General features: G+C 73.6%; 23 protein-coding genes and 3 tRNA genes. 6 read left to right on the top strand and 20 right to left on the bottom strand.

Annotation, left to right across the window (positions count from 1 at the left end; genetic code table 11):
* Positions 1–21: 21 nt before the first annotated feature.
* The 6 genes from ACFVFS_RS18535 to ACFVFS_RS18510 all read right to left on the bottom strand — a co-directional run bounded on the left by ACFVFS_RS18535 (position 22) and on the right by ACFVFS_RS18510 (position 5,753).
* Positions 22–846 (bottom strand): TIGR02452 family protein, encoded by an 825-nt coding sequence (locus ACFVFS_RS18535; protein WP_380625363.1) that lies wholly within the window; start codon positions 844–846, stop codon positions 22–24.
* Positions 847–1,006: 160 nt separating this feature from the next.
* Positions 1,007–3,322 (bottom strand): DEAD/DEAH box helicase, encoded by a 2,316-nt coding sequence (locus ACFVFS_RS18530; protein ID WP_380625362.1) that lies wholly within the window; start codon positions 3,320–3,322, stop codon positions 1,007–1,009.
* Positions 3,323–3,528: 206 nt separating this feature from the next.
* Positions 3,529–4,314, bottom strand: coding sequence for a hypothetical protein (locus tag ACFVFS_RS18525; protein ID WP_380625360.1), 786 nt, complete (start codon positions 4,312–4,314; stop codon positions 3,529–3,531).
* Positions 4,315–4,504: 190 nt separating this feature from the next.
* A complete protein-coding gene (gene crcB / locus ACFVFS_RS18520; protein ID WP_380625358.1) occupies positions 4,505–4,879 on the bottom strand; it encodes a fluoride efflux transporter CrcB in 375 nt (124 codons plus the stop codon).
* On the bottom strand, positions 4,876–5,277 hold the full coding sequence (locus ACFVFS_RS18515; protein ID WP_380625356.1) for a DUF190 domain-containing protein: 402 nt from the start codon (positions 5,275–5,277) through the stop codon (positions 4,876–4,878). The genes crcB and ACFVFS_RS18515 overlap by 4 nt, the downstream gene beginning before the upstream one ends.
* Entirely contained in the window at positions 5,274–5,753 is a 480-nt protein-coding gene (locus tag ACFVFS_RS18510; RefSeq protein WP_380625354.1) for a fluoride efflux transporter FluC, read from the bottom strand. Before ACFVFS_RS18510 ends, ACFVFS_RS18515 begins: the two co-directional genes overlap by 4 nt.
* 70 nt (positions 5,754–5,823) lie before the next feature.
* Here ACFVFS_RS18510 and ACFVFS_RS18505 point away from each other — a divergent pair, with 70 nt between their 5' ends.
* The 4 genes from ACFVFS_RS18505 to ACFVFS_RS18490 all read left to right on the top strand — a co-directional run bounded on the left by ACFVFS_RS18505 (position 5,824) and on the right by ACFVFS_RS18490 (position 6,591).
* A complete protein-coding gene (locus ACFVFS_RS18505) occupies positions 5,824–6,165 on the top strand; it encodes a metallopeptidase family protein (RefSeq protein ID WP_350547852.1) in 342 nt (113 codons plus the stop codon).
* A gap of 123 nt (positions 6,166–6,288) precedes the next feature.
* Positions 6,289–6,361, top strand: a tRNA-Glu gene (locus ACFVFS_RS18500).
* A 55-nt stretch (positions 6,362–6,416) separates the two neighbouring features.
* Positions 6,417–6,490 (top strand) — tRNA-Asp (locus ACFVFS_RS18495).
* Positions 6,491–6,517: 27 nt separating this feature from the next.
* A tRNA-Phe gene (locus tag ACFVFS_RS18490) sits at positions 6,518–6,591 on the top strand.
* Between the two features lie 88 nt (positions 6,592–6,679).
* Here ACFVFS_RS18490 and xerC read toward each other — a convergent pair.
* The 14 genes from xerC to ACFVFS_RS18420 form a co-directional block, all read right to left on the bottom strand.
* Positions 6,680–7,885: a tyrosine recombinase XerC gene (xerC, locus tag ACFVFS_RS18485; protein WP_380625352.1), complete on the bottom strand. Its 1,206-nt coding sequence runs from the start codon at positions 7,883–7,885 to the stop codon at positions 6,680–6,682.
* The gene (locus ACFVFS_RS18480; RefSeq protein ID WP_380625350.1) at positions 7,885–8,064 is read right to left on the bottom strand and encodes a helix-turn-helix domain-containing protein; all 180 of its coding nucleotides are present in this window, start codon (positions 8,062–8,064) and stop codon (positions 7,885–7,887) included. Before ACFVFS_RS18480 ends, xerC begins: the two co-directional genes overlap by 1 nt.
* A 475-nt stretch (positions 8,065–8,539) precedes the next feature.
* Positions 8,540–10,015: an ATP-binding protein gene (locus ACFVFS_RS18475; protein WP_380625421.1), complete on the bottom strand. Its 1,476-nt coding sequence runs from the start codon at positions 10,013–10,015 to the stop codon at positions 8,540–8,542.
* A 2-nt stretch (positions 10,016–10,017) separates the two neighbouring features.
* Positions 10,018–10,869 carry a bifunctional DNA primase/polymerase gene (locus ACFVFS_RS18470; RefSeq protein WP_380625348.1) on the bottom strand — a complete coding sequence of 284 codons (852 nt, stop codon included), beginning with the start codon at positions 10,867–10,869 and terminating at the stop codon, positions 10,018–10,020.
* A gap of 92 nt (positions 10,870–10,961) precedes the next feature.
* Entirely contained in the window at positions 10,962–11,408 is a 447-nt protein-coding gene (locus ACFVFS_RS18465) for a hypothetical protein (RefSeq protein ID WP_380625346.1), read from the bottom strand.
* A gap of 37 nt (positions 11,409–11,445) precedes the next feature.
* Positions 11,446–11,634, bottom strand: a complete 189-nt coding sequence (locus ACFVFS_RS18460; protein WP_380625344.1) for a hypothetical protein — start codon at positions 11,632–11,634, stop codon at positions 11,446–11,448.
* 238 nt (positions 11,635–11,872) lie between these two features.
* Positions 11,873–14,125 carry a hypothetical protein gene (locus tag ACFVFS_RS18455; protein WP_380625342.1) on the bottom strand — a complete coding sequence of 751 codons (2,253 nt, stop codon included), beginning with the start codon at positions 14,123–14,125 and terminating at the stop codon, positions 11,873–11,875.
* A 96-nt stretch (positions 14,126–14,221) separates the two neighbouring features.
* The gene (locus tag ACFVFS_RS18450; protein WP_380625341.1) at positions 14,222–16,078 is read right to left on the bottom strand and encodes a hypothetical protein; all 1,857 of its coding nucleotides are present in this window, start codon (positions 16,076–16,078) and stop codon (positions 14,222–14,224) included.
* Between the two features lie 14 nt (positions 16,079–16,092).
* Positions 16,093–16,515, bottom strand: coding sequence for an ATPase (locus ACFVFS_RS18445; RefSeq protein ID WP_380625339.1), 423 nt, complete (start codon positions 16,513–16,515; stop codon positions 16,093–16,095).
* 52 nt (positions 16,516–16,567) lie between these two features.
* Positions 16,568–16,897 carry an RRQRL motif-containing zinc-binding protein gene (locus tag ACFVFS_RS18440; protein ID WP_380625337.1) on the bottom strand — a complete coding sequence of 110 codons (330 nt, stop codon included), beginning with the start codon at positions 16,895–16,897 and terminating at the stop codon, positions 16,568–16,570.
* A 50-nt stretch (positions 16,898–16,947) separates the two neighbouring features.
* Positions 16,948–17,259: a hypothetical protein gene (locus ACFVFS_RS18435; RefSeq protein ID WP_380625335.1), complete on the bottom strand. Its 312-nt coding sequence runs from the start codon at positions 17,257–17,259 to the stop codon at positions 16,948–16,950.
* Positions 17,256–17,612, bottom strand: a complete 357-nt coding sequence (locus ACFVFS_RS18430; protein WP_380625334.1) for a hypothetical protein — start codon at positions 17,610–17,612, stop codon at positions 17,256–17,258. The genes ACFVFS_RS18435 and ACFVFS_RS18430 overlap by 4 nt, the downstream gene beginning before the upstream one ends.
* 20 nt (positions 17,613–17,632) lie before the next feature.
* The gene (locus ACFVFS_RS18425) at positions 17,633–18,478 is read right to left on the bottom strand and encodes a hypothetical protein (protein WP_380625332.1); all 846 of its coding nucleotides are present in this window, start codon (positions 18,476–18,478) and stop codon (positions 17,633–17,635) included.
* On the bottom strand, positions 18,475–18,753 hold the full coding sequence (locus ACFVFS_RS18420; protein ID WP_380625330.1) for a hypothetical protein: 279 nt from the start codon (positions 18,751–18,753) through the stop codon (positions 18,475–18,477). Before ACFVFS_RS18420 ends, ACFVFS_RS18425 begins: the two co-directional genes overlap by 4 nt.
* Before the next feature lie 394 nt (positions 18,754–19,147).
* On the opposite strand from ACFVFS_RS18420, the gene ACFVFS_RS18415 reads away from it, so the two are divergent.
* Positions 19,148–19,996, top strand: coding sequence for a GntR family transcriptional regulator (locus ACFVFS_RS18415; protein ID WP_380625328.1), 849 nt, complete (start codon positions 19,148–19,150; stop codon positions 19,994–19,996).
* Positions 19,993–20,703, top strand: a complete 711-nt coding sequence (locus tag ACFVFS_RS18410) for an HAD family hydrolase (protein WP_380625326.1) — start codon at positions 19,993–19,995, stop codon at positions 20,701–20,703. Before ACFVFS_RS18415 ends, ACFVFS_RS18410 begins: the two co-directional genes overlap by 4 nt.
* Positions 20,704–21,230: the final 527 nt, after the last annotated feature.

Raw genomic sequence — 21,230 nt, 5'->3', positions numbered from 1 at the left:
GGGGCTGCGGCCCCGGCCCGGCTAAGCCCCGAACCGGGCCTCGAAGGCGGCCCGGTTCGGCGAGACCGGCGTCCGGTCCCAGACCGCGAAGACCACCCGGTCGAAGGCCGCGCCGTAGCGCGCCAGCGCCTGCTCGAAGGCCTCCGCCACCTCGGCCGGGTCGTTGCGGAACACCCCGCAGCCCCACGCCCCGAGCACCAGCGCGCGCACCCCGTGCCGGGCGGCCGCCGCGAGCACCCGCTCGGCCCGCTCGGCGAGCACGCCCCGGACGTCCACGCCCCCGGGCGTGCGCAGGGCCAGCTGCCCCGCGTTCGGCGCGGGCGAGGTCAGGAAGGTCACGGGGTACGGCCGCGCCAGCAGCCCGCCGTCCTCGCCCCTGATCACCGGCACCCCTGGCGAGACGATCACCCGGTGGCTGTACCGGAGGTCGGCGGAGGCCCGGTGCGCCTCGTAGTAGTCCGGCGCCTCCAGCAGGCAGGTGTACAGCAGCGCGCTGCGGCAGAGGTCCTCCTCCTGGGCACGGGCGCCGCGCAGGTAGCCGCCGCCGGGGTTCCGCGCGGAGGCGAAGTTGAGCACCCCGACCTCTCCGCCGCCTGCCGCGACCAGCCGGTGGGCCGCCTGGACGCTGCCCTCGGCCGTCACCTCGACGGTGCCCGCCGCCGCCGGACCGGGCCCGCCCGCCGCGACCAGCGCGTCCAGCCCGGCCGGGTCGTACGACACCGTGCCGGCCCGCGCCGCCGCCAACGACTCGGCCAGCTCGACGAGTTCGCCCCCGGTCGCGCGGTAGCCCCCCTGTTCGGCGATGCCCTCGTTGACCGCCGCCACCTCACGCATTCTGCTGCTCATGCCGCCGACGGTAGGGGACGGCCGGGGCGGCGCGCCACTGGTTATTCTCGGCCGTAGAACAACCGGGTCGCCGGGAACGGCGACGGGCCCGCTCCACCGGAGTGGAGCGGGCCCGTCGAGGGTGCGTCAGACGCTGGGCGGCATCAGCCGCCGTGCGGCGTCAGTTCTTCCAGCGCGGCTTGCGGTCGTCGCGGTTGAAGCCGGAGTTGAAGCCGCCGCCGGAGCGGCCGCCGCGGTCGTCACGGTCCCGGTTGAAGCCACCGGACTGCGGACGGCCGCCGGAGCGGTGGTCGTCGCGGCGGGCGAACGGACGGTTGTTGCTGCCGCCGCGCTCGTCGCGGTCCCGGCCGAAGGAGCGGTCGCGGTCACCGAAGGAACGGGCCGGACGGTCACCGAAGGAGCGGCCACCACGGTCGTCACGGTCACGGTTGAAGCCACCGCGCTCACGGTCACCGAAGGAACGGCCACCACGGTCGTCACGGTCACGGTTGAAGCCACCGCGCTCACGGTCACCGAACGAGCGGCCACCACGGTCGTCACGGTCACGGTTGAAGCCACCGCGCTCACGGTCACCGAAGGAACGGCCACCACGGTCGTCACGGTCACGGTTGAAGCCACCGCGCTCACGGTCACCGAAGGAACGGCCACCACGGTCGTCACGGTCACGGTTGAAACCGCCGCGCTCACGGTCACCGAACGAGCGGCCACCGCGGTCGTCACGGTCACGGCCGAAGGAACGGCCGCCGCGCTCGTCGCGGTCACGGTTGAACGAGCGGTCGCCGCGGTCACCGCGGTCGCGGCCGAACGACGGACGCTCGGTGCGCGCCTCGCGGTACGACGGCGTGCGCTCCTCGGCCGCCGGGGCGGCCGGCTCGGCGGCGGCCACCGGGGCGGCCTCGTCGGCGGCGGCACCCTCGGTCTCGGCCTCGGCGGCCGGGGCCTCGTCCTCGATGCCCAGCTCGGCCCGCTCGCGCGCGGCCCGCGCGGACAGGCGGTCGGCCTCGTCGCGCAGCTCGGCGGCGCGGCGCTGGGCGCGCTCCAGCTGGCGGGTCATGTCGGCGACCTCGCGCTCGGCGGCACCGGCGATGTTGGCCGCGCTCTCCGCCTGGACCTCGACCAGCGAGCGGGCGCCGGTGATCCGGGCCACCTCGGCGTCGAAGGCGTGGTCGAGGATGTGGCGGCTGGCCTCCACGCCCGCGTCCTCCATCAGGCGGAAGACGCCGCGGCGCTGGTGCGGCAGCACCAGGGTGACGACGGTGCCGGAGCGACCGGCCCGGGCGGTGCGGCCGGAGCGGTGCAGGTAGTCCTTGTGGTCGCCGGCCGGGTCGACGTTGAGCACCAGGTCGATGCCGTCGACGTGGATGCCGCGGGCGGCGACGTCGGTGGCGACGACGACGTTGACGTAGCCGTCCTTGAAGTCGCCGAGCACCCGGGTACGGGCGCCCTGGGTCATGCCGCCGTGCAGCGCGTCGGCCTTCACGCCCGCCTCGACGAGCTGCTCGGCGACGCGGTCGGCGCCCATCTGGGTGCGGACGAAGATGATCGTGCGGCCCTTGCGGGCGGCGATCGCGTTGGTGATCGGCGCCTTGTCCTTGGGCTTCACCACGAGGATGTGGTGGGTCATGGTGGTGACGGCGCCGGCCGACGGGTCGACCTCGTGGGTGACCGGGCTGTTCAGGTAGCGCTTCACCAGGGTGTCGATCTCGTTCTCCAGGGTGGCGGAGAACAGCAGGCGCTGGCCGCCGGCCGGCACCTGGTCGAGGATCTCGGTGACCTCGGGCAGGAAGCCCATGTCGGCCATCTGGTCGGCCTCGTCGAGGACGGCGACCTGGACGTCGTCGAGCTTGGCCGAGCCGCGGTTGATCAGGTCGCGCAGGCGGCCCGGGGTGGCGACCAGGACGTCGACGCCGCGCTCCAGCGCGTAGATCTGGTTCGACATCGAGGTGCCGCCGCAGACGACCTTGAGGCGCTGGCCGAGCACCGAGCCGAACGGCTCCAGGGCGTCGGCGACCTGCATGGCCAGCTCGCGGGTCGGGACGAGGATCAGGCCGCGCGGGTGCTTGGCGCGGGTGCGCTCGCCGCCGGCGAGGCGGGTCAGCAGCGGCAGGCCGAAGCTGAGGGTCTTGCCGGAGCCGGTGCGGCCGCGGCCCAGCACGTCCTTGCCGGCCAGGGCGTCCGGGATGGTCGCGGCCTGGATCGGGAACGGGGTGGTGACGCCGCGCTTGGCGAGGGCGCGGACGACCTCGTCCGGCAGGCCCAGGTCGCCGAAGGTGATGGTCGGCTCGGCGTCGGGCTCGTCGGCCTCGGCGTCGGCGGCCGTGTCCTCGGCCTCGATGGCGGCGTCGGTGTCGGTGTCCTCGACGGCGTCGACGGCGGCGATCAGCTCGGCGTCGGCCTCGGCGGGGGCGGTGGTGGTGGCATCGGCGGCGGACTCGCTCGCGGGCATGGCGAAGCGGGCGTCGTCAACGAGAGACATGCAAAACCTTCCGGAAGTGGCACGCGCCAAAGTCCGGGGTTCTGTTTCACAACCGCCTCTATGCGGTCAGCCACGGATCGCCGGAACGCGCCAAGGGCGCCAGATGGGAGTAGGGCGCCAGTCAAATGGATCAAACGAACGATCTACCACCATAGACGAACCTGGGGATCGGAGGCAAATGTGCTGGCCAGGCTGCGGATCGGCGCTCAGTGCCCACCCGGCACACCCGAGCTGGAGGGCGCGGTGCTGCTCGGCGCGGGGGTCGGTTCCGGGGCCGTGGTGGCGCTCGGGGCCGGGGTGCCGTGGCCGGGCTCCGGGGAGGACGAGTGCCCGGTCGGGCTGGCCGGCGGGGCGGAGGCGGTGGTTCCGCCGGCGCCGCCCCCGGCGCCTCCCGCGGTGGCCCCGGCGCCGCCCGAGGGGTGGCCCGGGCCGCCCGCGCCGCCGCCCGCCGTGCCCCCGCCCGACCCGCCCGTGGACGTGCCACCGGAGCCCGGACGGGGCGCGGGGCTGGCGTTCGCGCCCCCTGCGGTGCCGGTCGCGCCGGGCGCGGAATCACCGAGGCCCGCTGCCGGTACCTGGTCGCCACCGGAGGGCGCGCCGTTCGCGCCCCCCGCACCGTTGCCGCTGCCCGCGCCCGCCGCCCCGTTCACGCCGCCGGCCACCTCGCCCGGGGCCGCGTTCATCCCCCCGGTCGGCGCGCTCTGGGCCTGCGCGCCCGCCGCGCGCTCCGTCCGCCCGGTCACACCCCCCGGGTGCCCACTGCCGCTCGGCGAGGCGGACGGGGTCGCCCCCGGCCTGGTCGGCGTCCCGGCCTGGCCGACCGGCACCACACCGTGCTTCTCGTCGGCGCCCGGCCCGACCGACATGCAGCCGGTCAGCCCCAGTCCGGCCACCGCCAGGACCGCCGCGCCGCGCACCACGGCGCTCCGCACCACCGCCGATTCCCGCTCCGTCACCGCACGCACCACCCGCACCGCACGCATCGCCGCCACCGAGTCCCTCTCCTGCACCCGCCCCGCCCGGGCCGCCCACCCACCGCGCACGGCCACCCTTGCGGGTGTCCAACGGCCGCCGCGGGCGCCCGGACACGGGTGGGGCCACCGGAAGCACCCGGACGGGCACCGGACCGCCGCACCGGCCCCCACACGCCGCATCCCGGACCCCGTACCCCGGACCCTCGGCTCAGCCCCAGAGCGCCGCGGCCAGCTCCGCCCCCGCGTACGCCGCCGCCAGGCCCGCCGCGACGCCGCCCGCCACGTTCGCCGCCGCGTACCGCCCGGCCCCGCTCCCGGCCAGCCGCAGCGTCTCGTACGAGAACGTCGAGTACGTGGTCAGCGCCCCGCACAGCCCGGTCCCGAGCAGCAGCTGGACGCGCGGGGACGCCGCCCCGGCCGCCGCCGCCCCGGTCACCAGCCCGAGCACCAGGCAGCCGCCCGCGTTCACCACGAAGGTCCCCCACGGGAACACCGAGTCGTGCCGGGACTGCACCGCCCGGTCGGTCAGGTACCGCAGCGGCGCGCCGACCAGCGCGCCGGCCACCACCAGCAGCCAGTTCACGCCCCGCCCTCCCCCTCCCCCGCCGCCGCGCCGCCGGCCCGCCCGGCGTACCGGAGCACCTCGCACCGCTCCAGGGCCACCAGCCCCTCCACCGCCAGCCCCGCCAGCTCGGGCAGGAACGCCCGCACCCGCTCCTCGGTGTCCACGATCACCACCGCCACCGGCAGGTCCTCGCTCAGCGACAGCAGCCGCGCCGTGTGCACCATCGAGGAGGCGCCGAACCCCTCGACCCCCCGGAAGACGCTCGCCCCGGCCAGCCCGGCGGCCCGCGCCCGGTGCACGATCTCGCTGTACAGCGGGCGGTGGTGGCACCGGTCGTTCTCGCCGACCAGCACGGTCAGCCGCAGCGCAGGACCGCCCAGCCGGGGCTCCGCCGCGCCCGTCGCCGGGCCCGTCACCGCGCTCTCCCGGCACCGCGCCGCAGCAGACGGCGCGTCACCGCGGCCGCCGCCCAGACCGCCGCCATCGCCGCCGCCGGGGTCAGCCCCAGGTACGCCGCGGCCGGTCCGGGCCGCCCCTCCTCCAGCAGCCGGCGGACGTCCACCGCGTACGTCGAGAAGGTCGTGAACCCGCCGAGCACACCCGTGCCGAAGAACGGCCGCAGCAGCGGGTGGGCCGGCCGGCCCTCGGTGACCACCACCAGGAAGACCCCGATCACCGCGCACCCGGCCACGTTCACCAGCAGCGTCGTCCACGGGAAGGCCGAGGGCCCGGTCGGCCACAGCAGCCCCGCGCCGTACCGGGCCGCCGCCCCCAGCGCCCCGCCGGCGGCCACCACCGCCACCGCCGGCCCCTGCCCGCGCAGCACCGGCGGCCGGCGCCGCACCGCGCCCACCGCCGCACCGTCCGCGGCCAGGTCCTCCGAGGTCGTCACAGACCCATGAAACACCGGCCCCGACCGCCTGGCACGCCGTCACCGCAGACCCGACAATGAACCGGTGGAGATGACCCGGGAAGAGTTCGAGGTACTGGTCGCCGACGCGCTCGACCGGATCCCGCCGCAACTCGCGGCCATGATGGACAACGTCGCCGTCTTCGTCGAGGACGAGCCCGACCCCGCCGACCCCGAGCTGCTCGGCCTCTACGAGGGCACCCCGCTCACCGAGCGCGGCGAGTGGTACGCGGGCGTCCTGCCGGACCGGATCATCGTCTACCGGGGCCCGACCCTGCGCCTGTGCGAGGACCGCGAGCAGGTCGTCGAGGAGGTCCGCACCACGGTCATCCACGAGGTCGCCCACCACTTCGGATTCGACGACCACGAGCTCGACGAGCTCGGCTGGTCCTGACCCCCGCCGCCGCCCCGCCCCCGGCCGCCGCCCGCCCGGCCGAAACCCGTTTTGGCGTTCGGCCCGACATCCCATATGCTTCTCGACGTCCCCGAACGCTGGAAACAGCCGGACAGGCCGCAAGCCCTCATCGTCTAGTGGCCCAGGACGCCGCCCTTTCAAGGCGGTAGCACGGGTTCGAATCCCGTTGGGGGCACGCAGTACCGTAGTAAAGTGTTGTGCCGCAAGACCTGAGTGGTTCGCCACTACTAGGTCCCGTGGAGCAGTTGGTTAGCTCGCCACCCTGTCAAGGTGGAGGTCGCGGGTTCAAGTCCCGTCGGGATCGCTCGTCTCGCAAGAGACGGTGCAGTACGGCCAGGTAGCTCAGTTGGTACGAGCGTCCGCCTGAAAAGCGGAAGGTCGCCGGTTCGACCCCGGCCCTGGCCACAGGCGCCTGAAAAGGCAAAACGGCCCCGGAGAGATCCTCTCCGGGGCCGTTTGCATGCCCTGGTACGCCTACCCGTACGCCAACGGCTCAGGTGAGCTTGTCGCTGAGCGACCCGAGGGCCTTCCGCTGTTCGTCCAGCGACGCGTGGGCGTAGACCTTCATCGTCACCCCGATGTCGCTGTGGCCGGCGATCTGCCGAACGATGTGCGGCGGGACCCGCAGGTCCAGCAGCAAGGTCACGCAGGTGTGGCGCAGGTCGTGGAAGCGGAGGGTGAGCCCGAGCCGGTCCCGGAGCGGGTACCAGCTCCGCCGCAGGTTGTCCGGCTCGATCGGCGTCCCCACCCTGCTCGTGAACACCAACCCGGTCTCGGTCCAGCGTTCACCGGCCGCCACCCGTTCCTGCGCCTGTCGCTCGCGGTGGGCCCGCAGAGCCTCCAGCACAACCGCGGGGAGCGGCAGCGTCCGCAGCGAGGATGCCGTCTTGGTCGGACCGAGCTGAAGCGTCCCGTCCACCCGCTGAAGGTTGCTGGACACGATCAGCGTCCCGCGCTCAAGGTCCACCGCCGCCCAGTGCAGGCCGAGCAACTCGCCGCGCCGGAGCCCCATGGCGAGGGCCAGTACGTAGAGCGCATGAAGGCGGTCGGCGCTCGCCGCCTTCAGGAGCAGGCGCGCCTGCGGGACGGTCAGCCCCTGCCCGGCGCTGTAATCGGGTGACGGCACCTGCACCAGCTTGGCGACGTTCCGCACGATCAGCTCTTCCCGGACGGCGCTCTCCAGCGCGTTCCGCAGAACGGCGTGGATCGACTGGACCATGCGCCGAGAGAGCTTGGTCCCGCAGCACTCCCCTGCCGCACAGCACTTCGGCTTCTGCCGGGCCGCGTCCCGTCCGCTCTTGCAGCACTGGCACGCGTTGGCCACGCGCACGAGCCACGTACGAACGTCGGCGGCCCGGAGCGTCCGGAGCTTCTTGGTCCCGAGCCCCGGGATCAGGTGCACCCGGACCACGCTCTCGTAGCCCTGGTGGGTCTTCGGGCGACGGTTCTCCTTCACGACCGTCGCCAGCCAGTACATGAGGTACTCGGCCATCTTGACGTTGGTGTCGGGCGTCGGGATTCCCTGGTTGTCCTGGGCCTGAAGTGCCGTGATCTTCTCGCGCACCTCGTCGCGAGTCTTGCCGTACACGGAGACCCGCTTGATCTGACCGGACGTGGTCGTGACGTAGACCCGGCCGTGGAACAGGTCGCGCCCCTTCATGCGAATGATGCTGCCTTCGCCGTTGGCTCGCTTGGCCATCAGGCGGCCTCCTCCATCTTGGTGCGGACGTAGTCGTGCAGGGCGGTGACGGGGATGCGGCGGGAGCCGCCTTCTTTGAAGCTCGCGAGGGCGCCAGCGCGGATGAGGTCGTAGACCTTGCTGCGACTCATCTGAAGGGCGTCCATGACGTCGGGGACCTTGAGCAGAACAGGGGTCACGTGTGCTCCCTGGGTGGCGGCGGGGCAAGGGCGGGTGCTCGTCACTGAAGAGCGCGGGCCGGGGACGCGGTCTCGTCAGCGCGCGTTGTCCGAGGTGGGGATTTCTGCGTCACGTCCGTCATCAGCGTCACGCAGGCTTCTGACCTGCGGGTTTCTCGTGACGCGGCGGTTGGGCGTGCGTCACGGGCTGCGTCACGGCGCGACGCAGCCCGTGACGCAGGTGACGCAGCATGACGCAGAGGTTGCCGTCTGCGTCACGGCCTTCGGTGCTGGCCAGGGGCCGTTTTCCGGCCCGCGTGACGCACGTGACGCAGCGTCTTCCTACTTAGGAAAAGGGAGGGGCTGCCTGTAGTGCTTGGGCCCCCTCAGGGCGAAGTGAGGAGCCGCTGCGCGGCACGACCCTTGGGCGGCTTCGCCGAACAGCAAGAAGAGCACCCGCCTCGCTGCCCGGTGCTCTTCTTGCTTGTCCGTACGGTCAGCCCAACTCGGGCTGCTCGTGCGTCGGCGCGGGCGCGGGGCGAGCCATGAGGAGGTAGCGGCCGCCGTGGTCGCGGCCGCTGTCGATCAGGACGCCCCGGGCCGCGAGGGTGGGCTGAAGGCGCTTGAGCCGGTCGGACAGCACCTTGCCGGTGGTCGGCCAGCCCTTGGGCAGGGTGCGGAAGTCGTCGCCGCCGTAGAGGCGCCCGAGGCAGTGCAGCCACTCCGTCGACGTCATCCGCTGCGCCCCTCCCGGCTCGATGGTCTCGGCGTGCCGCAGGACGGTCTGCGCCAACAGGTCGCCCTCGATCACGTCGTCGTTCAGGTCGTCCAGGCTGGTCCGGTAGGCGGCCAGCGCCCCGAATCCGGTCGCGGCGTCGAGCTGGGCACACAGGTGAGCGAAGTCCGCCATGCGCAGATCGGTCGGGGTCTCCGCCTCGGCCGCGCGGACCTTGACCGTGAGGTCGAGCAGCGACCCGAGCACCATCGGCAGCACCTCCGCGTACTCCGCCCACAGCTCCGCCTCGGTGCGCCGCACCTTCGGCCGCTCCAGCCGCAGGGGCAGGAGGCGTTCGGCGAGGTCGGGGCGGATGACGCCGACGTCGATGCCGGTCAGGAGCAGGGGCCGGCGGTAGGCGGAGCGGTGGACGTCCCCGTCGGTGAACAGGGCACGCTTGACGGACTCGGCGCCGGTCACGATGCAGCACATGGCGTCGGACAGGTCCGGGGTCATGTGGGACAGGTTGTCCAGGGCCGTGACCCACCCGGCCGCGACGGCGGCCACCAAGTTCTCCTCGTCCTTCGGGGCCCGGCGCAGGTCACCGCTCATGCCCTCGACGATCCGCACCATCATCCGGCCCGCCGTCGACTTCCCGGCGCCCTGCGGCCCGGTGAGGAACGGGGCGGGGACGGGCACCCCGGGCCCGAGGCAGCCGATCAACCACGCGATGGCCAGGCACTCGGTCTGCGCGTCGGTGAAGTTCGTCAGCCGCAGCAACAGGTCGATGCCCTTGCCGTCGGTGTCCTTCACCGGCACCGGCAGCTCCCCGGTGAGCTGGGTGCGCCGCCAGCAGACCTCACGCGGGTCCGGGACGACCGTGTCCCACCCGGTGGGGTGGATGCGCACGGACAGGCCGTCCGAGCGCCCGAGGTCGAGCCATGTCGCCCCGTCGAAACCCGGGGCCACTCGGATGTGGACCGCCTGCACCTCCTCGGTCAGCGCCAGCGCCTCGATCAGATCCAGCGCCTCCTTCATCGACGTCCCGTTGAAGACGCCCCGCCCGTCCTTGTAGAGGCCCACAAGGAGTTCCTGGCGGTGGCTGCCGGTCGTGCCCTGGGAGCGGATCGGCCGCGCCACCGGGTGGCCGTTGCGCTGGGCGTAGACGGTGCCGTCGGCGGTGCGGAAGTACCGGAAGTGGGCCTGCGCGTACGCCGTGATGATCTCCCGCGCGGGGTTCTTCTCGTCCTCGGCCACGGTCACAGCCCCAACCGGACGAGAGCGTTGGCCCAAGCGTCGGCGCAGTGCCGGGGCGACTCGCCCTTGGCCTGCGCGACGGCGAACAGCCGCTCCGTGTGGGCCACGGTCAGGCAGCCGCACCGCCCGTGCGTCGACAGCACGGCGAGGAACGTCCCGAAGACGGTGGCGTGCACGGCGGCGGTGGCCTCGGCGATGCGCTGCTCGGCCATGGCGATGCCCCGCTCCAGGAACGTCCGGGTGCGGTGCGGGCACGTCCCGCCCCCGCCCGGGACGGACACCGTGACGGCCGCCGGCCGGACCGGGGCGGGCTCCCGCACGATCAGAGCGCGCACGACGTCCGGCAGGGCCGCCATGGCGCCGGTGCCGGGGCCGAGCCACCGGGCGTAGGACATGGACGACTTGACGTCCACGCCCGGCCGGACCGCGTTGGCGGAGGCCATGGCGCCCCGGTAGAGCCAGTGCTCGCCCCGGGTGGTGGGCACGGTCCGGGTCGCGGGCAGGTTGGAGTGCGCCCACGCGATGGCCTGCGTGTTGTCGAGGTCGACGACGGTCAACCCGGCGCCGCCGGGGTGGTAGCCGACGGCGGCCGCCTCCCGCCATGCCCGCGCCCATTCGGGCGAGTTGATGACGTCGGGGTCGGTGGTGGCGGCGGCCCAGCCGTGGCACGGCGCCGGGCAGGTGCAGTGGCCGGGGGTCTTCATGTTCGGCCGGCCGCCGCACGCGTTTCCGGCGCAGGTCGAGCAGTTGCCGAACGGCAGCTTCCCGGGCCGCAACGGGAGCACGGGGACGCCGTCGGCCGCCAGGGCGAGGGCAGCGGACAGGTGGTGGCGGTCGGTGGTGCGAAGGGTCATGCTGGATGCCTCCAGTTCTCTGCTGGACGGCGGCGGCCCGGTTCTTGCCGGAAGGGGGCCGCCGCCACAGTCGTTGGCGGTGAACGAGTCGGTCAGCGGTTGCGGTTGGTGACGTTGACGTGCACGTTCACGGCGCCGTTGCCACCGCCTCGGCCGCCCCCGCCACCGCTGGTCTTGGCGAGGGCGTAGGCGCCGACGCCGAGCGCGGCGAGGCCGCCGATGCTCCCGGCGGCGGCCGCAACGGCCTGAACCGCGTAGCCGACGCCGAGGCCGCCGGCGCCGAGGGCGACTCCTCCGGCGAGCAGGCGTGCGGGCCACGGGTCCCTCGCCGGGACGGCCTCTGTGGCCGGGGGTGGGGCGGGCAGGTAGACGGCGCTGGGGGCGAGCGCCGGGCCGTAGGGCATCGGGGCCGGGGCGGCGGGGTGGTAGAGCGCGGGCGGCGCGGTGAAGGCGGGCGCGGGGGTGAGGTAGTAGGGGGTGCCGTCCAGGCCGTGGTGCACCGGGGCGGCGATCGGCTGCGTGCTGGTGGTGCGGTCCATCGGGGTCTCCCGTCGGCGGGGTCGTGCGCGGGTGGGGTCAGTGGCCGGTGACGATTCCGGCGAGGGCGCCGAGGAAGTTGTTCACCGGTCCGGCGAGGCCGGTGGAGGCGGTGGTGAAGCCGGACAGCCACAGGACGGCGGCGGTGCCGGCCCCAACGCGGCGGCCCTTGAGGAGGAGGGCGGCGACGAGGGCGAGCAGGACGGTGACGCTGATGGTGACGGCCATGGTGGCGGTCCTTCCCGTACGGGGTTTCGGTGACGGTGCGTCATGAGCGTGTGTGGGGCACACGGCCCGCCGTGGAGAGCCGGTTCCCGGGTGCGCGGCGGGGGTCGTGTGGGGCTTGCCGTGTGCCCCACACGGGCCACACGGGCAGCTCAGAGGGCCACACGCGGCTGTGTGGGGCACACGCCGCGTGTGGGCCTGTGTGGCCCTTGCTGTGTGGGCCTGTGTGGGGCCGGTTCGGCTACTGGCGGTAGCGGGTGAGGGCGTCGGCGAGGGTGTGGGCGTAGAAGCCGGCCTTGCTGTCGCCGTCGATGCGGACGGTGCCGGCGCCGGGCCGCGAGACGCCGACGGCCCGCAGGAGACCGTTCAACTCGGCCCCGAGGGTCTGGGCGTCGACGCCGAGGGCATCGGCCAGCGCCGAGACGTACATCCGTCCGCCAGCGGCAACGACGGCCGCGTGGGCACGGACGAGAAGCCCCGGCGCGGGGTCGACGACCGGCTCGTAGACGCTGCCGCCGTCGTCCTCCGCCGTGGCGCCGGGCACCGGGTTGGTGCGGTGGGCGGAGAGGTTGAGGCCGCCGGAGCGCGGCTGCTTCACCAGCCGGTCCCCGGCCGCCGTGCGCCCGTCCCGCGTGAACGACGACAGGTTCAACCCGCCCGGTCCGGCGGCCGGGGTGCCGGTCTCGGTCGGCTCCGGGTCGTCGGCCGGGGCGGTGGGGGTGGTGGTCCAGAGCCAGCCGGCGCGGTCCTCGTTCCAGCGGCGGGTGTAGTCCTCGCCGGCGGCCTCGGCCGAGATCCGGTCGAGGACGGGGCGCAGGTGGTTGGTGGCGAGGACGGCGGCCCGGACCTGGGAGGGGCTGGTCTTCCACGTCTTGAAGGGGGTGGGGGCGAATCCGTCGGCGCCGGCGGCGCCGATGACGCCGGAGCCCTTGGCGTTGAGCTGGCGGGTGTCGACCTTCGCCCGCGGGAACATCTTGGCCAGGTTGTTCCCGGCACTCTCCCCGCTGGTCAGCGCGACGCCGACGGGGGAGAACTTGCGGACCTCGGTGTCACCGAGCGCCGAGACGTTGCCGTCCACGGCGGTCAGCACGAACCGCACGCCCATGGCGCGGGTGGTGCGCATCGCCTTGCGGACCGCCTCCCGCAGCTCCTTCAGCACGGGCGCGGCGGTGGGCTGGATGGACAGCAGCTCGGCGCCCTCGTCGACGACCACCATGATCTGCGGCAGGGCGGCGGAGACCGGCAGCAGCGTGGTGTCCATCTCGTCCAGCAGGTCCTGGTAGTGGTGCTGGCGGGCGGCGTTGATCCGCAGCGCCGCCCGCACCATCCGCAGGGCCTCCTCGGGGGTGGAGGCGATCCAGTCCACGCCCGGCTTGGTGCCGGCCGGGGCGGGGGCGGTGCCGGGCTTGGGGGTCTTGCGGCCGGTGGCCTCCAGCCACGGGCGCGTCCACGGGATGCCGACCGCCCCGGCCTTCAGGTCGATGACGAAGGTCAGCACGTCGGTGCAGCGGGCGAAGCCGGTCAGCACGCCGTCGACCAGGGTGGACTTGCCGGAGCCGGGCGGGCCGAGCAGCAGCGCGCACGCCTCCCGCAGGTAGACCCGCACGGGGTCGAGGTTGGGGAGCATGCCCCACGGGATGCCGGTCAGGATCGACAACGCCGAGTAGTCGTCGGGGTAGGGGGCCGCGTCGGCCATGCCGTTGACGGTGGGGATGTCCAGGACCACACGGCCCTGAATGTCGCCCTCCTCCACGGCGATCACGCACCCGAGCGGCAGGCGGGCGTCCCCCGCAAGCGCCCGGGCCCGCCCGGCGATCTGGTCCCAGGTGGCCATGCCACCGGGGAGTTCGGCGGCCAGCGAGAAGCCGCCGCCGGTCTTCCAGAACTCCACCGCGAACACCCGGGTCTGCACCCCGGCGACACGCTGGATGCGCTCCTCCCACTCCCGGGCGACGGCCCGCCGACGCCGGTCGAGGGCATCGGCGGCCTTCGCGGTCTGCGGGGAGACGACCAAGCGCTCCTCCTCGGCGGCCTCCTCGTGGACGGCGGCGGTCGAGGCCATCGCCCCGATCCCGACGCCGAGCCCGGCGAGGGTGCCAGCGGCGGCCCAGGACAGGGGGCCGGTGTGGATGGCCCAGGTGGTCCAGCCGCCGGCGAGCAGCCACGACGTCGAGCGGGTCACCAGGCTCACGGCGGTCAGGCGCCGGCGCACGCTCCAGCCGATCCCGTGGCCGAGCGCCCCGGCCGCGCCGACCGCGAACGGCAGGGCCTCGGGCATGCCGGTCGCGGCGCCGAGCAGGGCCAAAGCGCCCGCGCCGGTCGCCGCCGACAGGGCGCCGGTGGCGGGGCCGTGCGGGGCGGCCCAGTCCAGCGGCACCCCGCGCTTCGCCGCCCGGGAGCGCGAGGTCTTGGCGGGCTTCTCCGCGACGGGCGACTGCGTAGTCCGGGGGGTGTGGTCGGGCGGGAGGTTGGTGAGGTTCAGGCGGTCGGTCATGCGAGTCTCCGGGTGTGGGCCGGGGCGGGCCGCACGTGCTGTGCGGCCCGCCCCGGAGGATGGTGGAGAGATTGACGAACTTGCCCTGCTGGTGGGCTAGTTGTTGTTGGTATCCCACTTCTCCTCGCCGTTGCGGGGGTCCTCGTGGCGGCGGATGTCCTGCTCGTGGAGCCGGCGGAAGACCTCTCCGATCTCGCCGGCGGTCTGCACGGCGAGCTGGATGTGGGAGTAGACCTCGGTCAGGGCCTCGGCGATCGGGGCCTCCAGCGGGAACTCCGCGTCCGCCTTCTCCGCCAGGATCTTGAAGACGTTGGCGATCGACTGGAGGGCGTCCGGGATCTCCTCGCACATGGCGAGGACCTGCATCATCCCGTCGGGGTCGAAGGTGTTGGCCAGGGCCTCCATCTCGGCGGCGACCTCGGCGAAGCTGAACGTGCTGCCGGTGGCGGTGCTCACGGTTCCTCCCGGGGAAACGGCGTTGCTGTCGGTCGAGTTGTGGTTGCGGGGAGCGCGCGGCACCGTGTCCGCGACCTCCCCCTCGTCGGTGTCGGGGACGGGGGTGTCGAGGGTCTCGGCGGCGGCGAGCGCGGCGTCCAGGCCGTCGGCGATCGCCTGGTCACGGGCCTGCCGGTCGTCACGGGCCCGGCCGAGCATCCGGGCGAACAACCTGCGGCCCGGGTGCATCAGCCACGGCATGTCCAGGCGACGGCCGAGCGGGGTGGTGACGGCGCCGATCAGGCCGACCGCGCCGGCCAGCAGCGCGGCCAGTGCCCACCGGGCCCAGTACCGGGCGGCCGAGCGACGCAGCCGCTTGCGGGCCGCCCGCGCCACCGCGCCCTTGCGCATCGCCACCCGACGCCCCCTCACCCGGTCGTCCGCCCGCCCGTCCCGCGCCACCCGACCGGCCAGACGCTTGTCCTGCCCGGCCTGCTGACGCGCGGCCAGGCGCCGGTCCTGCTTCGCCTGACGGCGCGCGTCCCGTGCCGCCTTGCGCGCGGTGCGCTTCACCGAACCCGCCCCCACGCCACCGGCCGAACCGGAGGCGGGGACCTTGTGTCCGGCGCGGGTGAGTTCGCGGGCGGTGGCCTTCGCCGCCCGCTTCTCCTCCCGCGCCGCGACCTTCGCGGCGCGGCGGGCGTCGGCGACGGTGCGGCGGGCGGCGGTGTCCTGCACCCGCTTCTCCCGCCGGGTCGGCGCCGACGCCGCCCGATCGGCACGAGCCGCCCGCACCTGCGCCGCCCGCACCCCCAGCCCCGACCCCGAACCGCCACCGGCCACCGAACGGTGACCGGCCGCAGCACGGGCGCCCGGCCCGGAGGCCAACCCCTTGACGGCGCCGGTGTTCCGGCCGGATCGGCCCTGCTCGCCGGCGGGACGCCCGGGGGACGCGGAACCCGCGCCCCGGCGGCCCGACGCACCGGCGCCGAACAGGCCGTTCACCCCGGCCGGGCCGCCGGTCCTGCCCGGCGGGCGACCGGCACCGGCCGCGCCGGGGCGTGCCGGACGCTGCTGCTGGCCGAGCGACGACCGCGCCCCGGCCGGACCCGGCGCGCCGAACAGACCCCCTGCCCCCGGCCGGTGACCGGCACCGGCGCGGTTCGAGGTCTGCCCGGTGCCCTTCCTGCCGGCGTTCTTGGCGGTGCGGGAGCGCAGGGCGGCGGCGCCGGTCGCGGCAGCCGCGCCACCGGCGAGCAGGGCCAGCGCCAGCGGGCCGCCCGCCAGCGCGGCGGCCGACACGGCCCCGACGGCAGTGTTCCCGGTCGCGACCGCCAGCGGCACCACCGGCAGACCGCCCCGGGTGTGTGCGGGGCGGGCCGGGGACCGGCGACCGGCCGCAGCGGCGGGCGGGGCGGGCTCGACCGGCAGGGCCGAGGTGTTGGCGCTCGGCGCGGACGGCCCGGCCGGGGCGGTCCGATCGGCGGCCGGGGCGGCGGGGATCAGGGTCTCGGACATGGTGTCTCCCCCGGTCACGCGCCCGCCGGGGCGACGGTGTCCCCGGTGGCGGTCCGGTCGACGACCGGCTTGTCGAGGTCACGGTGGGTGAGGCGGACCGGGGCGTTGGTCTTGGCCAGGCGGTCGGCCAGGACCATGGCGACGGTGGCGGCGCGGTGCCGGCCGCCCGCGCAGCCGACCGCGACGGTCAGCGGCGCGGGACTCGGCCCGGCGTCGAACGCCTCGGCCACCAGCGCCGCCGCGAGGATGGCCTCCCAGATGCCCGGGGTGGTGAGGACGGCCCGGCGGACCGGGAGATCGGCGGCGGTGAGGTGGCGCAGGGCGGGGTCGACGTGCGGGTCGCGGAAGTGGCGGCGCAGGTCGAGGGTGAGGTGGGCCTCGGGCGGGGCGCCGTGCAGGTACCCGAAGCTGATCACACGGATTTCAGTCACGGACATGACAGGGACCTCCTTGTGCCGGATCGGCAACGGAGCGGAGCGAAAGGGGGATTCAGGCCGCGAGCGGCAGGCCGTCGGCGCAGGGCAGGCAGGTGCCCAGGTGCGCCGGTAGGACGTAGCCGGCGTCCGCGCCGCAGGAGGGGCAGGTGCGGCGCGCGCGGTTGGCGGCGGCCAGCGCCTGGAAGCGGCCCGGCGTCGTCGGCCGGACCGGCTTGGCCAGGGCCAGGTGGTAGAGGTAGGCGGCCCGCTCGCTGGTGGTGAGGCGGGAGCGCCAGAGGATCTGTGCAGCGACGGGCTGTCCGCCGGGTCGCAGGCCGCGGGCGCGGAGCTGGCGGCGGGTGAGCAGGCCGGGCGGGGCCATGCGCCACGGGTAGGTGGGCATACCACCGTGCCGCTCACCCGCCGGGTCCCAGTGCCGGGGACGGCCCACGGCTACTTCCCGGGGACGTCGGCGGCGGCGAATAGTTCCACCGGCACGCCGTCAATCTCGCCGATGGCGCTCATGCAGGCGCCGTGGTGGCAGGCGCGGTAGGCGATGTTGCCGGGGTCGAGGTCGAGGGCGGCGCGCCACTGCTCGAACACGGCGAGCGAGTCGTTGACGACCAGGCACACGCCCCAGTCCGGGGCCCCGGTGTCGCTCTCGTACTCGTGCACCTCGAACTCCGGCTGCGGCAGGTGCCCGTGCTCGGCGAGCAGCATCATCAGCAGGTGCGCGGCGTCGGCCTCGCTGGTCAGGGTGGTCACGACGCCTCCTCCTTGGTGGTGGTACCGGTGGGGGTGTAGTAGCCGACCAGGGTCAGCGGGGTGCCGGCGTAGGTGGCGTCGGCGATGAGCCAGGCGGTGGTGCCCGTGACGTCGTGGTCGACGGTGGCCGGGTCGATCCCGAGGGCCTGGCGCCACTGCTCGAAGTCGCCGAGGCCGGTCTCGCTGTGGAGGCCGAGGTTCAGGCCCCAAACGCGGACCAGGGCGCCGGTGTCGTCGCGCTCGCCGGTGACGGCCCTGTGGGTGGTGACCCTCGGGGCGGGCAGGTCGGCGTGGGCACTGAGCACGGCCATCAGCGCGCCGGCCGCGCCGATCAGCGTGGATGCGGTCTGCATGGTGATCTCTCCTGTGGGGTTCAGGCGGCGAGCGGCGCAGGCGACCGATGGGTGCGGAGCTGGTCCTGTACTCGCTGGGCGCGGGGCTGGCCGATGCCGTACTCGGTGCGCAGGGTACGGATGGACGGCAGGGCGCCGTCGGCTAGTACGGCGGCGAAGTGCTCGGCGGCGACCGGGGTCAACTCATCGAGGTCCTCAGCCTGTTCGCGCTGGTCGGGGCCGGTGTATCCGGTGTATCCGTCGTCCTCGGGTGCGTACTCGGCGGGCGGGTACGGGCGGGTACGCTCCAGCTCGGCGGCGGGTACGGGGCGGGGCGGGAGCGGGCAGAACTCCAGCTCCGGCAGCGGCTCCCCAGCGGGCACCGGCGCGCCTGTGGGGGCGGCGGGTACGGCCTGCGGGTACACATCGGGCGGCGCGGATACGGCGGGTACGTCCACCGGATACGGCCCGTCCGTGGCCGGCACGGGGTCGGCCCACAACGGCGGCAGGTCGTCCTCCACCACCCCGTCCGGCCCGCGCTCGGCGGGCGCGGTGTGCGTGTGCAGGACGTGCACCCGCCACAGGACCAGCGGGGCGATCGCCGACACGGCCACGATCAGCCGCCAGTCCGGGGCGATGACCCCGGCACCGAGCAGGTGCGCGGCCGCGTTCGTGGCGATCATCCCGAGCACCGGCGGGAACACCTCCCGCCCGGCCCGCAACGCCCGCAACGCGTAGGTGTCCAGTGCCAGCGGAAGGCCGGCGGCCACGACCGGGTGGAACCCGCTGTCGACGGCCAGCGCCCACTCACCGTGCGCGGACACCACGACGGCCGCGCTCATCGCCAGCCAGGCCAACAGGTCCATCCGCTCGGTGGCCCGGCTCACGCCGCCACCCGCTCCACACTCGCGGTGCGGCGGATGACCGCCGGGCGCCGCAGCGGAACCGGCGCCCGGTCCATCAGGCACTCGGCGTAGGCGGCCAGCTCCGGGTCCTCCCGGCGCAGGTCCGCCAGCACCGCCAGCGCCACGTCCATCCGCGCCTGGTACGCGAGCGCCGACTCACCGGGCACCCCGGCGAACAGCTCCTCGTCCACGCCCAACGCCAGCTCCGCGAACTCCTCGGAGTCCACGGCGCACTGGCCTGCAACAATCGACTTCATGGGTCTACCTCTCCCAACTGGGGGTGAGCCCCAGGGGCTGCCGCGCTCCGGCCAAGGAACGCGCGGCGGCCCCGACTCATGCGGGCCCAGCCACTCGCGATGTACGAGCAGCCATGACCCCCGACCCGCCACAGGCGGCACGGATCGGGGACCAAAGACACTCGTTCGTTCTTGATCAGCACACTGTTGAGTTCTCAAGGGACAGCCGCTTCCTTCGGGGGGCTGTCACCCCACCCCTCCGGGCGTTCGCACAGGTCAGAGCAGCCCAAAGAAGGCCCTCCGCTGCCGCTCCCGCTTCTCTCGGTGCGACACTCTCAACATAGAGAACCTGCTTAGGCAGGTCAAGAGAGTTGAGTTTCTCGCGTCTGTTGGGCGCCTGCCTTAGCATTGGCGCATGACCCTAGACCCGGACGACTCGCGCCCTCCGTATCAGCAGGTCAGCAGCTCTCTGCGGGCCTCGATCCTTACCAAGAAGCCGGGCTTCGAGACCGGCGACAAACTTCCTTCCGGCCCTGAGCTCGCGAAGCACTTCGGCGTGGCGCGCGGCACGGTGGACAAGGCGCTCGACCTGCTCCGCACCGAGGGGCTGATCGTGACCCGCCAGGGAAGCGGCTCGTTCGTCCGCGAGCGCACCTCTCGGCCGGTCGGACTGCGCCCCCACCTCGAAGCGGCCTTCGAGCAGCAGCAGGTGACGCTCGACTTCGCCGGCTTCTCCAGCGAGACGCTGCACAACGCGCTTCAGGAACCGCTGGACAAGGTTCGCTCCGGCCGGCTGACGCCGGAATCCATCACGGTTCGGCTGCTACTGCCCGACACCACGGCGCCCATGGCGGTTCCGGTGTTGGTCGACGGACTTCAGGATGAGGCCGCGCTCCGCGAGCGGGCCCGGAACATCGCGCTGACCAACGCAGGTGGCATCGCGCACTCGGTGGAGATGCTGGCCGAGCTAGGGCTCGTCCAGAAGGCCAGCGTTCAGGTCAAGGTCCACCGGGCGTCCAGCCTGTTCAAGCTGTACATCCTGAATCGGTCGGAAGCGTTCTTCGGGTTCTATCCGCTCCGCGAGCGCACCGTGACGGTCGACGACGCAGCCCACACCTTCTACGACGTGACCGGTAAGGACACCACCCTGTTCCACCATGCCGCGGGCCCGGATGACGCCTCGCTCGGATCGCAGTACGTCCAGCAGGCCCAGATGTGGTTCGACAGCGTGTGGAGCACGATCGCTTACGAGCGCCAGCCATGACCAGCACTGCTCAGCACCTCGCTGGTGTGCTCCAGCCGGTAACGCACGTACTGCTCGACTTCGACGGTCCGGTTTGCTCCGTATTCGCCGGCCTCTCAGCCCCCGAGGTAGCGCGGCGACTCCGCGAGGGCCTGCTAGCCACTGGCGAGCAGGCCCCGAACGGAGCCGAGGACGAGAGCGATCCCCTTGCGCTGCTTCGGCTGATCTCGAACGCGCGGCCTGACCTCACCAAGGACGTGGACACCACGTTGGCCGCGCTGGAGACCGAGGCCCTCCGGCTTGGTCGGCCAACCCCTGGCGGGGAATCGGTTCTCCATGCCTGCGCCCGCTCCGGCCGGCTGGTCTCAGTCGTCAGCAACAATGCAGGCGCGGCCATCGAGACATACCTCTCCGAGCACGGTCTCGATGGGTACGTCGCAGGGGTATTCGGACGCGCTCCGGGCGACCCCTCGTCCATGAAGCCGAACCCGCGCCTGCTCTTCGACGCCATGGAAGCCGCTGACACCGACCCGGGGCAGTGCATTTTCATTGGTGACGCCACCCGCGATGTCGAAGCCGGGGAGGCCGCCGGGGTCCCCACGATCGGCTACGCCAACAAACCCGGGAAAGAGGCCAAGCTCGCCGCCGCTGGCGCCGTGGCGATCGTGCATTCGATGCAGCAGATCGCCGAGACGCTTGTCAATACCCCACCGGTCATTCGAAGTTAGGCAACAATAGCCCAAAAATGTGACCTGCATCACATCTTGGGCGGTGTGGCGCGACACGCCGAAGCCCTGCAGGGCACCCCTAGCGGGCAGACGTGAGCCCCCGAAGGGAATCACACCATCGCTCTCCGAGGACTCAACAAACAATCAAATCTGAGCGCACTAATTTGACCTGCAACCGCACAACCGGCCCATCAGGCTGCTCCGTAGGGGCAGTTCACGCCGCTAGGCTTCTCGCAGCCAGGTACCCGCCGCTCCCTCTGCACCCCGGACAACCCGGCCCGGGGCACCCCTCCATGGGGAACGAGCGAGAGGAGATCTGGCATGGCGGGTCGATCACGCAGGTGGCGCCGAAAGCTGACCAGTCCCGACTGGTGGATGGTTGGCATCGGCGCGGCCGGTCTGATGATCACCATCGCCGAACGCGTGGGACGACTCATCTGGTAGGTGAGAGCAGGACCGGACGGCAACGGCATGGGCAAAGATGAGGCCCGGCCGCTGAGAAATCGGCCGGGCCTACTCGATCCCGC

This window comes from Kitasatospora sp. NPDC057692 (assembly GCF_042799475.1).
Classification (GTDB): domain Bacteria; phylum Actinomycetota; class Actinomycetes; order Streptomycetales; family Streptomycetaceae; genus Kitasatospora.
This window is presented reverse-complemented; position numbering and strand designations above follow the sequence as displayed.